At 64.3% G+C, this 14,064-nt stretch carries 11 protein-coding genes; 6 read left to right on the top strand and 5 right to left on the bottom strand.

The window, feature by feature from the left end; all coding sequences use genetic code 11:
- Window positions 1-177: 177 nt before the first annotated feature.
- From WJS89_RS08890 to WJS89_RS08880, 3 genes are all read left to right on the top strand, one after another.
- Complete coding sequence (locus tag WJS89_RS08890) at window positions 178-927, top strand: pyrroline-5-carboxylate reductase family protein (RefSeq protein WP_346340582.1); 750 nt, start codon at window positions 178-180, stop codon at window positions 925-927.
- Window positions 928-977: 50 nt separating this feature from the next.
- Window positions 978-2,243, top strand: a complete 1,266-nt coding sequence (locus WJS89_RS08885; RefSeq protein ID WP_346340581.1) for a glutamate-5-semialdehyde dehydrogenase — start codon at window positions 978-980, stop codon at window positions 2,241-2,243.
- A 286-nt stretch (window positions 2,244-2,529) separates the two neighbouring features.
- Entirely contained in the window at window positions 2,530-2,859 is a 330-nt protein-coding gene (locus WJS89_RS08880) for a hypothetical protein (protein WP_346340580.1), read from the top strand.
- A 185-nt stretch (window positions 2,860-3,044) separates the two neighbouring features.
- Here WJS89_RS08880 and lepA read toward each other — a convergent pair whose 3' ends face one another.
- Window positions 3,045-4,865, bottom strand: a complete 1,821-nt coding sequence (gene lepA / locus WJS89_RS08875) for a translation elongation factor 4 (protein ID WP_346340579.1) — start codon at window positions 4,863-4,865, stop codon at window positions 3,045-3,047.
- Between the two features lie 101 nt (window positions 4,866-4,966).
- Between lepA and WJS89_RS08870 the strand changes: the two genes are divergently transcribed.
- A complete protein-coding gene (locus WJS89_RS08870) occupies window positions 4,967-5,737 on the top strand; it encodes a DUF1206 domain-containing protein (protein WP_346340578.1) in 771 nt (256 codons plus the stop codon).
- 119 nt (window positions 5,738-5,856) lie between these two features.
- On the top strand, window positions 5,857-8,706 hold the full coding sequence (locus WJS89_RS08865) for a M16 family metallopeptidase (protein ID WP_346340577.1): 2,850 nt from the start codon (window positions 5,857-5,859) through the stop codon (window positions 8,704-8,706).
- A gap of 54 nt (window positions 8,707-8,760) precedes the next feature.
- Here the strand turns inward: WJS89_RS08865 and WJS89_RS08860 are convergent, their stop codons facing one another.
- Genes WJS89_RS08860 through WJS89_RS08845 form a run of 4 tightly spaced genes read right to left on the bottom strand, consistent with a single transcriptional unit; the run spans window position 8,761 to window position 12,186 of the window.
- Window positions 8,761-9,819 (bottom strand): 5-(carboxyamino)imidazole ribonucleotide synthase, encoded by a 1,059-nt coding sequence (locus WJS89_RS08860; protein ID WP_346340576.1) that lies wholly within the window; start codon window positions 9,817-9,819, stop codon window positions 8,761-8,763.
- The gene (purE, locus tag WJS89_RS08855) at window positions 9,816-10,295 is read right to left on the bottom strand and encodes a 5-(carboxyamino)imidazole ribonucleotide mutase (protein ID WP_346340575.1); all 480 of its coding nucleotides are present in this window, start codon (window positions 10,293-10,295) and stop codon (window positions 9,816-9,818) included. The genes WJS89_RS08860 and purE overlap by 4 nt, the downstream gene beginning before the upstream one ends.
- A gap of 59 nt (window positions 10,296-10,354) precedes the next feature.
- Entirely contained in the window at window positions 10,355-11,041 is a 687-nt protein-coding gene (gene gpmA / locus WJS89_RS08850) for a 2,3-diphosphoglycerate-dependent phosphoglycerate mutase (RefSeq protein WP_346340574.1), read from the bottom strand.
- Window positions 11,041-12,186 (bottom strand): M14 family metallopeptidase, encoded by a 1,146-nt coding sequence (locus WJS89_RS08845; protein ID WP_346340573.1) that lies wholly within the window; start codon window positions 12,184-12,186, stop codon window positions 11,041-11,043. The genes gpmA and WJS89_RS08845 overlap by 1 nt, the downstream gene beginning before the upstream one ends.
- A 182-nt stretch (window positions 12,187-12,368) precedes the next feature.
- Between WJS89_RS08845 and WJS89_RS08840 the strand changes: the two genes are divergently transcribed.
- Window positions 12,369-13,994 (top strand): M28 family peptidase, encoded by a 1,626-nt coding sequence (locus WJS89_RS08840; protein ID WP_346340572.1) that lies wholly within the window; start codon window positions 12,369-12,371, stop codon window positions 13,992-13,994.
- Window positions 13,995-14,064: the final 70 nt, after the last annotated feature.

Here is a 14,064-nt window from a genome sequence, read left to right as displayed (position 1 = left end):
TGCAGCACTTAGGTTGACGCGGCGGCAGGCGCAACGGCGCGGCCTCGAGCATGTGAACTCTTCAAGGGCGGGTTTCGTTTCGCTACCTAATATGCTAGGATATGCGTAGAAAATGACAGAACAGACAAGAACAGGTGAAATATTACTAAGAATGTTTTGATGATCGGCTGCGGAAAAATGGGCGGCGCACTCCTCGAATATTGGAAGAAAGGCGATGAAGACTTTACGATCGTCGATCCTTTCCTCGAAAAAGCACCCGAGGGCGTCCGGCTCGAGAAGGATCGCGACGCGCTCGGCGAGCAGAAGTTCGATACGCTCATCATCGCCATCAAGCCGCAGATGCTGGGCGACATCCTGCCCGGCTATACCGAGCACCTTTCGGGCGATGGCTATGCACTGTCGATCGCTGCCGGTGCTTCGATCGCGCGCCTCTCCGGCCTGCTGGACGGCGCGCCCGTCATCCGCGTCATGCCCAACCTGCCCGCCGCCGTCGGCAAGGGCGTCTCGGGCCTCGTCGCCGGCGAGGGCGTCACTGACGAGCAGCGCAGCCATGCGCTTGCCATGATGGAGCGTACCGGCACCGTCATTCCCGTCGACAGCGAAGATGCGCTCGACCGCGTCACCGCCGTCGCGGGCTCGGGACCCGGCTACATCTTCGAGATCGCCCGCACCTATGTCGAGGCCGCCAAGAAACTCGGGTTCGACACCGACCAGGCCCGCGCGCTTGCGCTGGGCACGATCGAGGGCACCGTCGCAATGGCATTGGACCAGTCCGACACCGATCTCGAGACCCATCGCAACAACGTCACGTCCAAGGGCGGCACCACTGCCGCCGGACTGCAGGCGCTGAACGGCGACGGCGCGATCACCCGCCAGTTCGAAAAATGCCTGAACGCCGCCTACCAGCGCGCGGTCGAGCTTCGCTGAACGAAGCGACGCTCCCACGCGTTATCCCCCGCAAGACAACAGAGGAACCCATGAACGACCAGACCCTAGACCCGCAAATCCATGTCCACGAACTCGGCCGCAAGGCGAAAGCCGCCACGAAGGGCCTGCTGACCGCTACGACCGATCAGAAGAACGAGGCCCTGCGCGCCGCCGCCAAGGCGCTCCGCACCCGCAAGGACGAATTGAAAGCCGCCAACGAGAAGGACGTCGAAAGCGTCCGCGGCAAGAAGCCCGACAGCTTCATCGACCGCCTCGCGCTCGACGACGAGCGCATTGAGGGCATGGCCTCCGCATTGGAGCAGATCGCCGAACTCCCCGACCCCGTCGGCCGCAGCCTCGCCACCTTCTCGCGCCCCAACGGCCTCGAGATCGAGCGCGTCGCCGTCCCCATCGGCGTCATCGGCATGATCTACGAAAGCCGCCCCAACGTCGGCGCCGACGCCTCCGCGCTCTGCCTCAAGTCGGGCAATGCCGTCATCCTGCGCGGCGGGAGCGAGAGCAAGCATTCGACCCGCATCATCGTCCAGTGCATGCGCGACGGGCTGAAATCCGCCGGCCTCCCAGAAGACGCCGTCCAGGCCATCGGCACGACCGACCGTGCCGCCGTCGCCGCGCTCCTGAAGGCCGACCAGTTCGTCGACCTCGTCATCCCCCGCGGCGGGCGCGGCCTCGTCGAGCTGGTCCGCGACCAGGCGAGCGTCCCCACGCTCCTGCACCTCGACGGGAACTGCCACAGCTACGTCCACGAAGCCGCCGACATCGCCAAGGCCGTCGACGTCATCGCCAATGCCAAGCTGCGCCGCACCGGCGTCTGCGGCGCGACCGAGAGCATCGTCATCGACCGCGCGATCGCCGACAAGGTCGTCCCCGCCCTCGCCGACAAGTTCGACGGAAAGTGCGAACTGCGAGGCGACGCGGAAGCCGTGACTATCGACGACCGCCTCGTCCCCGCGACCGAGGAAGACTTCGGCACCGAATTCCTCGACAACATCGCTTCGGTAAAGATCGTCGACGGCCTCGACGAAGGCATCGCCTGGGTCGACGAGCACAGCTCGCACCACACCGACGCGATCATGACCGAAGACGACGCCGCCGCGAACCGCTTCATGACCGAGATCGACAGCGCCATCCTGATGCGCAATGCGTCGACCCAGTTCGCCGATGGCGGCGAATTCGGCATGGGCGCGGAGATCGGAATTGCTACCGGGAAAATGCATGCGCGCGGCCCCGTGGGGCTCGAGCAGCTGACGAGCTTCAAATATCTCGTCCGAGGCGACGGCCAGACCAGGCCGTAGCCGAGAGCGCCGAGTGTAGTGAAAGCGGAGCGAAGCGAGCGTCACTACACGAGAGACGCGTGACCTTCACGGACGGCGGGTCGCCCGTAGAGGCGAACCCGTCCGACGGGCTCCGGGCCGCCCCGGAGCCCTTCTTCTTTCCCCTGTCCTACACGAACCCAAATGGTTACATGACTCCGCTCCCCACAACAGGAGCGCAGTCGTTGAGGGCGGACTTTATATCCGTAAGAACCAATGGGGCAGACTCAGCTGTGCGGATTGGAAAACCTTCGTGTCTGGTCCGGGAATGGCCTGCATTCGCTGTCAGGGGCAGTATGATCTCGGCTGGGTACAGGCTGACAGAGAAGGTCAACTCAATGACCCCAAATACATCGAAGGCCTCCCTGACGGCCATCCGCTCAAGATGCGAGAGAACGTCGGAGTTTTCACTCTTGGATGCACAAGAAGACAACTACTTCAATTCACATCCTATTTCCTTCGTCCGCTGGGTGAGAATGAGTTTACGCCGGAGCATTATCATTTTGTTGGAGACTTCGCGGACGGCCTCAAGGATGCTTGCGATCCTGATTGTCCTATAGATAGAATTGCTGGAATGGGTGAGGCATATGCGTTTTGACATGCGGTGATCGGTCTAACGGCATTTTCGCGTCATCCCCAGCGTCTGCGCTACAATAAACGTCTCCTTCGGGAAGCTCGCATCCTCCCCGCTTTTGCGAAGACAGACCGCCGTCGGCGCTCCCGCATCCTGGGCTCCTTCGTCGCCCCGCTTCGCTAGACGCGTTCTCGAAATAAGGACGACCTCTACCCCTCATCCCCCATCTTCAGCGCTGCAATAAAGGCCTCTTGCGGGATGCTCACATTCCCGTACTCCCGCATCTTGGCCTTCCCCTTCTTCTGCTTCTCCAGCAGCTTGCGCTTGCGCGAGGCGTCGCCGCCGTAGCATTTCGCGGTCACGTCCTTGCGCATTGCGGACAGGGTTTCGCGGGCGATCACCTTGCCGCCGATCGCGGCCTGGATGGGGATCTTGAACAGGTGCCTCGGGATCAGCTCCTTTAGACGCTCGCACATCCCGCGCCCGCGCTGTTCGGCGGTCGAGCGGTGGACGATCATGCTCAAGGCATCGACCGGCTCCTCGTTGACGAGGATGCTCATCTTCACGAGGTCGCCCTCGCGCACGCCGATCTGTTCATAGTCGAAGCTGGCATAGCCCTGGCTGATCGACTTCAGACGGTCGTAGAAGTCGAACACCACTTCATTGAGCGGCAGTTCGTACACCACCTGCGCGCGCCCGCCGACATAGGTGAGGTCCTTCTGGATGCCGCGCCGATCCTGGCACAGCTTGAGGATGCCGCCGAGATATTCGTCGGGCGTGTAGATCGTCGCCTTGATCCACGGCTCCTCGATCACCTCGATCCGGTTGACGTCGGGATAATCGGCCGGGTTGTGCAGCTCGATCGTCTTGGCGTCCTCGTTCTTCGTGTGGCTGAGCCGCATCGTATAGACGACGCTCGGCGCGGTGGTGATGAGGTCGAGGTCATATTCGCGCGTCAGCCGCTCCTGGATGATCTCGAGGTGCAAGAGGCCGAGGAACCCGCAGCGGAAGCCGAAGCCCAGCGCCGCCGAGGTTTCCATCTCGAAGCTGAACGAGGCGTCGTTGAGCCTGAGCTTGTAGAGGCTGTCGCGCAATTTCTCGAAGTCCGCCGCGTCGACGGGGAACAGCCCGCAGAACACCACCGGCTGCACTTCCTTGAACCCCGGCAAAGGCGTGTCCGTGGGATCTTTCACCGTGGTGATCGTGTCGCCGACCGCGGTCTGCGCCACCTCTTTGATCTGCGCGGTGATGAAGCCGATCTCGCCCGCCTGCAGTTCGTCCAGCTCGACACGCTTAGGGGTGAAGCAGCCGACGCGGTCGATCAGATGCTCGGTTCCCGCCTGCATGAACTTGACCTTGAGGCCCTTCTTCAGGACGCCTTCCATCACCCGCACGAGGATGACGACGCCCAGGTACGGGTCGTACCAGCTGTCGACCAGCATGGCCTTCAGCGGTGCGTCGCGGTCCCCCGTGGGCGGGGGGATGATGTCGACCACCGCCTGCAGGATGTCCGCGATGCCCTGCCCCGTCTTCGCGCTCGCTTCGACCGCCGTCGCGCTGTCGAGGCCGATCACGTCCTCGATCTCCAGCTTCACCTTGTCGGGGTCGGCGGCGGGCAGGTCGATCTTGTTGATGACCGGCACGATCTCATGGTCGTGCTCGATCGACTGGTAGACGTTCGCGAGCGTCTGCGCCTCCACCCCCTGCGCCGCATCGACGACGAGAAGCGCGCCCTCGCAGGCCGCAAGCGAGCGCGAGACTTCGTAGGCGAAATCGACGTGCCCGGGCGTGTCCATCAGGTTGAGCTCGTACGTCTCCCCATCCGCCGCAACGAAATTGAGCCGCACCGTCTGGCTCTTGATGGTGATCCCGCGTTCCTGCTCGATCTCCATATTGTCGAGCACCTGCTCGCGCATCTCCCGCGCCGTCAGCCCCCCCGTCTCCTGAATGAGCCGGTCGGCAAGCGTCGACTTCCCATGATCGATGTGTGCGATGATGGAAAAATTACGGATTCGAGAAAGTTCGGTCATATCGACCACGCGGCTAGCAGCGAAGTTTCAGGCTGTCAGCAATTTCGGAACCCTCGTGCACTCTGAACCGTCTCGTCCCCTAGAACAGGGAGATAGAACGCATGGTCAGCACGTCGGGACTGGAGTCCACCGCATCGAGCCTCGAGAATTGGACCCGCGCGGGGTATGTGGCCCGGGGGCTCGTCTATATCCTGCTCGGCTATGTGGCGATGCAATCGTCCAGCGCGGATTCGACGTCCGATCTTTTCAAGGCGGTCGAAGATTTGCCGGCGGGCAATGTGCTGCTCGCCATCATCATGATCGGCGCCTTCGGCTATGGTCTGTGGAAGATCTTCGACGCGGTGAAGAACCTCGAGGGCTTCGACGACGATGCGAAGGGCAAGGCCAAGCGCTTCTTCTATGTCGTGGCGGGCTTTGGTTATTTCATCATGGCCTATCTCGCCGGCAAGACGCTGTTCGGTTCGGGCGGGTCCGGGCAGGGAACGCAGGAAGCGGCCTCGATGGCACCCGACTGGCTGCTCTATGCGACCGGCGCAGGCATCCTCATCGCCGGTCTCTACCAGTTCAAGAAAGGCATCACGAAGGAGTTCCTCGCGGGCCTCGCAGGCGGAACGCCGCCGTTCGTGACCTATTTCGGCCAGTTCGGCCACTTCGCCCGCGGCGTCGTATTCGTGGTCTCCGGATGGTTCGTCATCCAGTCGACCGGCAACAGCGATCAGGCCAAAGGCCTGGCCGGCGCGCTCCAGAGCATGCGCGACACGGGTGCCTTCTTCACGATTCTCTGTATCGGCCTCATCCTCTTCGGGATCTTCAGCCTCATCGAGGCGCGGTACCGGATCATCCCCAACGAGGATCTGCGCCCCAACCGCTGACGTTCGTCGATACCAGACGTACGTTTATCGAAGCCCTCCGGCCTGATGGTCGGGGGGCTTGCCGTTTAGGCGGCAGGCTTTACGGTCGCGCGCGAAACGAAGTTCAGCGGAGAATTATCATGCGCCTTCCCAAGTTTGCCCTCCTCCTCGCCGGCAGCTCGATGCTGACGGCCTGTGCAGCCACCGATGCGCGCATGGCCGACGCCAGCGCTGCGATGCCGATGGATGCCGCCGATGTCGCACCCGACAGCGATCTCGCGGCGCTCGTCGACCAGGTCCAGATCCCGCACGAGAGCTTCCAGCTCGACAATGGCCTGACCGTCCTCGTCCATGAGGACCGCAAGGCCCCGATCGTCGCGGTCAGCGTGTGGTACAACGTCGGCTCCAAGGACGAGCCTCAAGGGCAGACCGGGTTTGCGCACCTTTTCGAACATCTGATGTTCAACGGGTCGGAAAACCTTCCGGGCGACTATTTCGAGTGGACCGAGCAGATCGGCGCGACGAGCCTGAACGGCACCACCTGGTTCGACCGCACCAACTATTTCCAGAACGTCCCGACCGGTGCGCTCGAACGCGCCTTGTTCATGGAAAGCGACCGCATGGGCTACCTGCTCGGTGCGGTGACGCAGGACAAGCTCACCAACCAGATCGGCGTGGTGCAGAACGAGAAGCGCCAGGGCGACAACCAGCCGGGCGGTCTCACCCAATATGCGATGCTCGAGGGCCTGTTCCCCGAGGGTCACCCCTATCGCCATTCCACGATCGGCTCGATGGCCGATCTGTCGGCCGCCACCATGGGTGACGTGCAACAGTGGTTCATCGACAACTACGGCCCCAACAACGCCGTCCTCGTCCTTGCCGGCGACATCGACGCCGCGAGTGCGCGGCCGCTGGTGGAGAAATATTTCGGCCAGATCGAACGCGGGCCTGTGAACACGCCCGCGCAGGCCGATGTGCCGACCCTCGATGCGCCGAAGCGGATCGTCATGCAGGACCGCGTCCCCAACCCGCGCGTCACCAAATATTGGGCGGTTCCCGGGATCGCGGGCGAAGAGCGCGAAGCGCTTACGGTCGCCGGCCTGATCCTCGGCGGATTGCAGTCGAGCCGCGTCGACGCCAACCTCGTGCGTGGCGAGGAAATCGCCAACTATGCGTTCGCAAGCTATAGCCCCTACCACCGGGTCGGCACCTTCCAGATCGGCGGCGAAGCCAAGGAAGGCGTCGGCATCGACACGCTCGAAAGCCGCTTCCAGCGCGAACTGACGCGCTTCGTTCTCGAAGGTCCGACGCAGGAAGAGGTCGACCGGGCGGTGACCAATCTGCTCGCGGGAGAGATCAAGGGTCTCGAACAGATCGGCGGGTTCGGCGGTAAGGCCAATGCGCTTGCCGAGGGCCTCCTCTACAATGACGACAGCGACGAATATGCGGTGGCGCTGCGCAACTATGCCGCGCTGACGCCTGCCGATGTGCAGGCCGCCGCCGCCAAATGGCTCGCGCGCCCGTCGCTCACCATCACGCTCCAGCCCGGTCAGCGTCCTCCTTACGAGGAAGCGACCGCACCGCGCGAAGGTCAGGGTCTCGCCGCCAAGGATTACGAGATCACCAAGCGCGAACTTCCCGCGATCGCCAGCACGGCCGCGCTCGACTTCCCCGATGTCGAGCAGACCAGGCTCGCCAACGGGACGACGCTCTACTACGCGCACCGTGACACGGTCCCGGTGACCAACCTCGTGCTCGAATTCGACGCGGGTCGCGCCGCCGAAGCGCCCGATGCGCGGGGCCTTTCGGGCATGGTCGTGCAGTTGCTCGACGAAGGCGCCGGTGGCATGGACGCACAGGCGATTGCCGAGGCGAAGGAAGCGCTCGGCGCCACCATCAGCTTCGGCAACTCGCTCGACGAAAGCATTGCCAGCATGTCGACCCTCTCGACCAACCTCGAGGAGTCGGCGTCGCTGATGGCCACCATGCTCCGCTCACCCGATTTCGAGCAGGGATCGATCGAGCGCGTCCGCAACCAGGCGCTGGCCAATTATGCCCGCGCCCTGTCGAGCCCCAACGGCCTGATCGCGGACACGCTGCCGCTGATCATCTACGGCGAGGACGATCCCTATGGTGGCAGCCCCTATGGCAGCCCCGCTGCGATCCGCTCGATCGATCGTGACGACCTCACCTCGTTCAAGGACGCTTATCTGCGGCCCGACAACATGACCGCCTATGTGGTCTCGAGCTTGTCGCTGGAGGAAGTCACTGCGTCGCTCAATGCCGCGCTCGGCGACTGGCAGCCGCCCGCCGCGCCGCGTGGCACGAAGGTCTTCCCCTCGCGCCCCACGCGCCCCGACGAGGCTCGCTATATCCTCGTCGATCGCCCGGATTCGCCGCAGTCGATCATCGCCGCCTCGCAGCTGCTTCCGGTCGACCCCACCGCCGATCTGGTCGACATCAATGCCGCCAACGAGGCGCTGGGAGGCAACTTCCTCAGCCGCATCAACATGGACCTGCGCGAAACCAAGGGTTGGTCCTATGGCGTGCGCGGCTCGGTCAGCCGCAACGACAATGACGTGAGCTACGTCTTCACCGCGCCCGTTCAGGCCGACCGCACGGCAGACAGCCTGCTTGCGCTGCAGCAGCAGACGCGGGCCTTCCTGTCCGAAGACGGGGTGCGCGATGTCGAACTGGAGCGCATCGTCGCCTCCAACATCGCCTCTTTGCCCGGCAATTTCGAGACCTCCGGCGCGGTGCTCGGTGGCATCCGCACCAACGTCGAGCTCGGCCGTCCGATGGACTATTACGAGACCTTGTCCGAACGCTATCGCGCCCAGACGCGCGAAAGCCTCGACAGCGCCATCCGCGACGTGCTCGATCCGGACCAGTTCGTCTGGGTCATCGTCGGCGATGCCGATGTCGTCGGGCCGCAGCTCGATGCGGCGGGCATCGACTACGAAGTCCGCGACGTCGGCGCCGGGAACTAGGTTCCCGGCGCTCCGTCGCCGGAGCGAATTTGGCGCCGATCAGAACGGGGCACGTCAACCCAGGCGGGTGACGTGCCCCATTTTGCGTCCGGCGCGCGCTTCGCGCTTTCCATAAAGATGGAGGTGCGCGCCGGGTTCGGCGAGCAGCTGCTCCCACAGATCGACATCGGTGCCGATCAGATTGTCCATCGTGACGCGCGGGCTGACCAGCGCCGGATCACCCAGCGGCAGATCGGCGATGCAGCGCAGATGCTGCTCGAACTGGCTGGTCTGCGCGCCCTCCAGCGTCCAGTGGCCGCTGTTGTGGACGCGCGGCGCGATCTCGTTGACGATCGGGCCCTCGTCGGTCGCGAAGAATTCGACCGCCATTACCCCGATATGGCCGAGCTGGATGGCCAGCTGACAGGCCACCTCCACCGCGCGTGGCACCATCGCGTCGATCGGTTCGCCCGCGGGCACTTCGGATCGGCGCAGGATGCCGCCGTCATGGATGTTGCGCGGCGCGTTGAAGACCGCGAGTTCGTCATCCGCACGGCGCGCGACGAGGATCGAGAATTCGGCGGCGAAGTCCACGGCCTTCTCGGCAATGGCCGGTTCGCGCCCGATCGCTTCCCAGGCTTCCATCAACTGGTCGGCCTCGCGCACCCAGGCCTGCCCCTTGCCGTCATATCCCAGACGCCGCGACTTGAGGACGAGCGGGAACCCCAACGCCTCGCCCACTGCATCGAGATCGGCGGGCTCGTCGATCCGGTGCCACGGAGCGACCGTGCCGCCCTGCTCCTCGATGAAGCTTTTCTCGTGGGCGCGATCCTGCGCGATGGCGAGGCTCTTCGTACCGGGACGCAGCTTGTCGCCGAGCGCCTCCAGCGGGCCGACGGGCAGATTCTCGAATTCGTAGGTGATGACATCGCATTCCGCCGCGAAGCCCGCCAGCGCGTCGCTGTTGGCATAGTCTGCGCAGACATAGAGGCTGGCGGGGCCGCTCGCGGGCGGCGCGGGGTCGGGTGCGTAGACGTGGGTGCGATAGCCCAGACGTGTCGCCTCGAGGCACATCATCCGGCCGAGCTGGCCGCCGCCGATGATTCCGATGATCGATCCGGGCGCGAGGCTCATCGCGGGCTCTCCTCGACCTTGTCGGTCTGCGCGGCACGCCATGTGTCGAGCCGCTCGGCAAGCGCGCCATCGTTGTTGGCCAGCATCGCGGCGGCGAACAGCGCGGCATTCTTGGCCCCCGCAGCGCCGATCGCGAAGGTCGCGACGGGAACGCCCGCGGGCATCTGCACGATCGAATAGAGGCTATCCATGCCCGACAGGGCCTTGGACTGGACGGGCACGCCGAGCACCGGGACGGGCGTCAGCGCCGCGACCATCCCCGGAAGGTGCGCCGCTCCGCCAGCGCCCGCGATGATGGCTTCAAGCCCCCGTTCGCGCGCCGATTTCGCATAATCGACCATCCGGTCCGGCGTGCGGTGCGCGGAAACGATCTTCACCTCGTGCGGGACGCCGAGCGTGTCGAGCAGATCGGCCGCCCCCTGCATCGTTTCCCAATCGGACTGGCTGCCCATGATCACGCCGACCTTGGCGTCCATCTTCATTCCCCTTCGCGTCGCTGCCGCACGTCCTAGTCGATGCCTGGCGGCCGATGCAATCAGTCCTCGTCGACGTAGAAGCGCCGGATTTCGGCGAGATCATCGTCGAGCTCGTAGATCATCGGTCGCCCGGTGGGGATCTCCAGCCCCGTAATCTCGTCGTCCGAGATGCCCGACAGATGCTTCACCAGCGCGCGAAGGCTGTTGCCGTGCGCCGAGATCATCACCGTCTCGCCCGCCTTCAGATGCGGCACGATCGCTTCCTCATAATAAGGCAGCACGCGCTCGATCGTGTCCTTGAGGCTCTCGGTCGTCGGGATGGAGATGCCCGCATAACGGCGATCGCCATCCATCCGGAACTTGTCGTCCTCGTCCTGCTCTGGCGGCGGCACGTCGAAGCTGCGGCGCCAGATATGCACCTGCTCCTCGCCGACCTTCTCGCGCATCTCCTGCTTGTTTAGGCCGGTCAGCCCGCCATAGTGCCGCTCGTTGAGGCGCCAGTCCTTGGTGACGGGCAGATAGAGCCGGTCCATTTCGTAGAGCGCGAGGTGCAGCGTGCGGATCGCGCGGGTCAGGACCGAGGTAAAACAGACGCTCGGCTCATAGCCTTTCGCCTTGAGCTGCCGCCCCGCCGCCAGCGCTTCCTCGACGCCCTGCTCGGTCAGGTCCACATCCCACCAGCCGGTGAAGCGGTTCTCGAGGTTCCACTGCGACTGGCCGTGGCGCGCGAGGATCAGCGTCGGCATCAGCCGCGGCCCTTTTTGCGCGCGATGAGATCGGGCAGCAGTTGGTTCAATGTGTTCAGGCACGCATGGGCAAGATAGCCGCACCGCTCGGTCGACCAGCCGTAGACGGGGTCGGGCATGTCGTCATTGTCCTTGAAGGGCATCTCCAGCGTCATCGATACCGCGCCGAACCGCTCGGCCAGCTGCGTCGTCGACATCGACAGGTTTGCTTCGCCTGGCTTGGAGATTTCGTAGCCCTTTTCCTCCTGGAAGTCGGGCGTGTTGGCGACGAGCGTCGCACTGAACTTCTTGAACAGAGCGTGCTGCTCGTCCTCGATGCTCGGGATGCCCTCGAAGCCCGCGAGGAAGGCGGCGGGGATGGCCTCGTCGCCGTGGACGTCCATCGCATAATCGACGCCCGTCTCGTCCATCCGGTTGCGCACGTAGAGCACTTCGGGGCTCTTCTCGGCCGTCGGATTGTCCCATTCGCGGTTGAGGTTGGTCCCGACCGCATTGGTGCGCAGATGGCCGCGCTTGGACCCGTCGGGGTTCATGTTGGGCACGATGTGGAAGGTGCAATGCTTCAGAAGATTGCGGCTCACCGGATCGTCGGGATCGGTGAGCTTGTCCAGTGCTCCTTCCATCCACCATTCAGCCTGGCTCTCGCCGGGGTGCTGGCGGGCGTAGAGCCACACGACAAGATCGCCCTCGCCCATGACGAGATAGTCGAGATCCTGCCCGTCCAATGTCTTGCCGAGGCTGCGATATTCGACATCGGGCAGCGCCGCCATCGTGGCGACGAGATCGAGATGCCGCTCCATCGAATAGGGCACGTAATAAGCGAGATAGACGCAGTCGGTATCGGGCACCATGCGGATGGTGAGCATGCCGTCGGCGTAGCTCGTCGTCTCGACGCGGGTCCATTCCTCGCGGTCGATGCTGGTGTAAGCCTTGTAGTCGGGCCAGCCTGCCGGATAGGCGCTCTCGCCCGCATTGGTGATGTTGAGCGTCACCTCGCGCCCCGCGCCGCCGACCAGCTTGAAGTGGAACCACTGATAGAAATCGGACTGATGATCCTTGACGATGTGCAACTCGAGCGTGTCGCCATCGGCGGATACGAGTTCGATGTTGCCGCTGTCGAAGGCACTGGTGACGGTTAGGCTCATGGGGTCCCCTGGAAAATGAAGTTGTCCGGTCGGGCGCCTGTCTACTGACAGGGCGGCGCAATGGAAAGCCCGCGCAGGTCGCGCCCATCCGGCCCGCCATTCATCGAATGCCCCTAGGATCCCCGCCGAGCGTCCCTAGATTGACCCTGCAATTACTCCGACCAGCCTTAAGGAATTTCTCCGTGCCGATCCGCCTCACCAACCTTACCCTCGGCGCCGCCGCGCTGACCCTCGCCATGCCTGCCTATGCGCAGGACGGGATGAGCGCCGAGCGCGCCGACCCCGATGCGGTGCGCGCGCACGTCGAATTCCTCGCCGACGACCTGCTCGAAGGTCGGGACGCGGGATCGCGCGGATACGATGTCGCCGCGCTCTACGTCGCCAGCCGCTTCCGCGCGCTCGGGCTGCAGCCGGGCGGCGAGAATGGCAGCTGGTACCAGCAGGTGCCGTTCGTGAAGACGGTGTCCACCGCGCAGAGCGCGTCGCTGAAGACGGGGGGCTCGGCCCGTGACGTCTCGGAGGCCGTCGCGCTCTACGCCAATCCCGCCGAAGAACGACTGACGCTCGAAGCCCCGCTCGTGTTCGTGGGATCGGGGCTCGATGAACCCCTGCTCGGCTATGACGATTACGAGGGCGTCGATGTCGCTGGCAAGATCGTCGTCACGCTCGACAGCATTCCCGAGGGACAACCGAGCGACATTTCCGCGCATCTCAATTCCTCCAAGGCCGCATCGGCGGCGGCGAACGGCGCTATCGGCATGATTTCGATCGGCGGCACCGGCGGCGAGCGCGGACAGCGGATCCTCGATTTCTTCCGCGGCCGCGAAGTCATCGACTGGGTCGGCCAGGACGGACGCCCCGGCACGCTGCCCGGAACGCTGCGCTTCCAGGGGCGCATGAGCCAGGAAGCGGCGCGCGACCTGTTGGGTCTGAGCGACAAGCAGTTCGCCGCGCTCGCGGCACGCGCGCTCAAAGGCGAGAAGGTCTCGCGCGCGCTCGATGCCTCGATGGCCGTCGACCTCACGTCGCGCCACGAGCGGTTCACCAGTCCCAACGTCATCGCGACCCTCCCCGGGGGCGACGCCGCCAAGGCCGACGAGCATGTCTTCATGACCGCGCACCTCGATCATGTCGGCATCAACGACAATGCGCCGGGCGCCGACAAGATCTTCAACGGCGCGCTCGACAATGCCGCGGGCGTCTCGACCATGCTGGAGGCCGCCCGCCTGTTCACCACCATGGACCATGCGCCCGACCGCACCATCACGTTCATCGCGCTGACCGCCGAGGAGAAGGGTCTGCGCGGGGCGGGCTATTATGCCGCCAATCCGATCGTGCCGCTCGAGGACATCGCGGCGGTCGTCAATCTCGACATGCCCGCACCGCTCTACGATTTCACCGACGTGGTCGCCTTCGGCGCGGAATATAACAGCGTGGCCGAAAAGGTCGCCGCCGCGGGCCGTGGCCTGTCGGTCACCGTCTCCCCCGACCCGATGCCCGAACAGGGAATCTTCACGCGCTCGGACCATTACCGATTCGCCGAGAAAGGCATCCCCGCGATTCTGCTCTTCACGGGCTACGAGGGTGAGGGCGAGCGGCTGTTCGGCGACTTTTTCGCCAACCATTATCACAAGCCGAGCGACGATCTGAACCTGCCGATCAAGTGGGACGCGCTCGCCAAATATGCCGATCTCAACTACCGGATCGCCCTCACCATCGCGGACGACGACGAGCGCCCGCGCTGGTACGCCGACACCTATTTCGGCGACCGTTTCGCGCCAGGCGAAGAGCGCGCGCCGCGCCCGTAGCATCTTGACTCTTCGAGGGGGCGTCCCTACCTGCCCCCTCGAAGCTATTGATAGCTCCCGATAATTTGAC

This window comes from Sphingomicrobium aquimarinum (assembly GCF_039655735.1).
In the GTDB taxonomy this organism is placed as follows: Bacteria; Pseudomonadota; Alphaproteobacteria; order Sphingomonadales; family Sphingomonadaceae; genus Sphingomicrobium; species Sphingomicrobium aquimarinum.
This window is presented reverse-complemented; position numbering and strand designations above follow the sequence as displayed.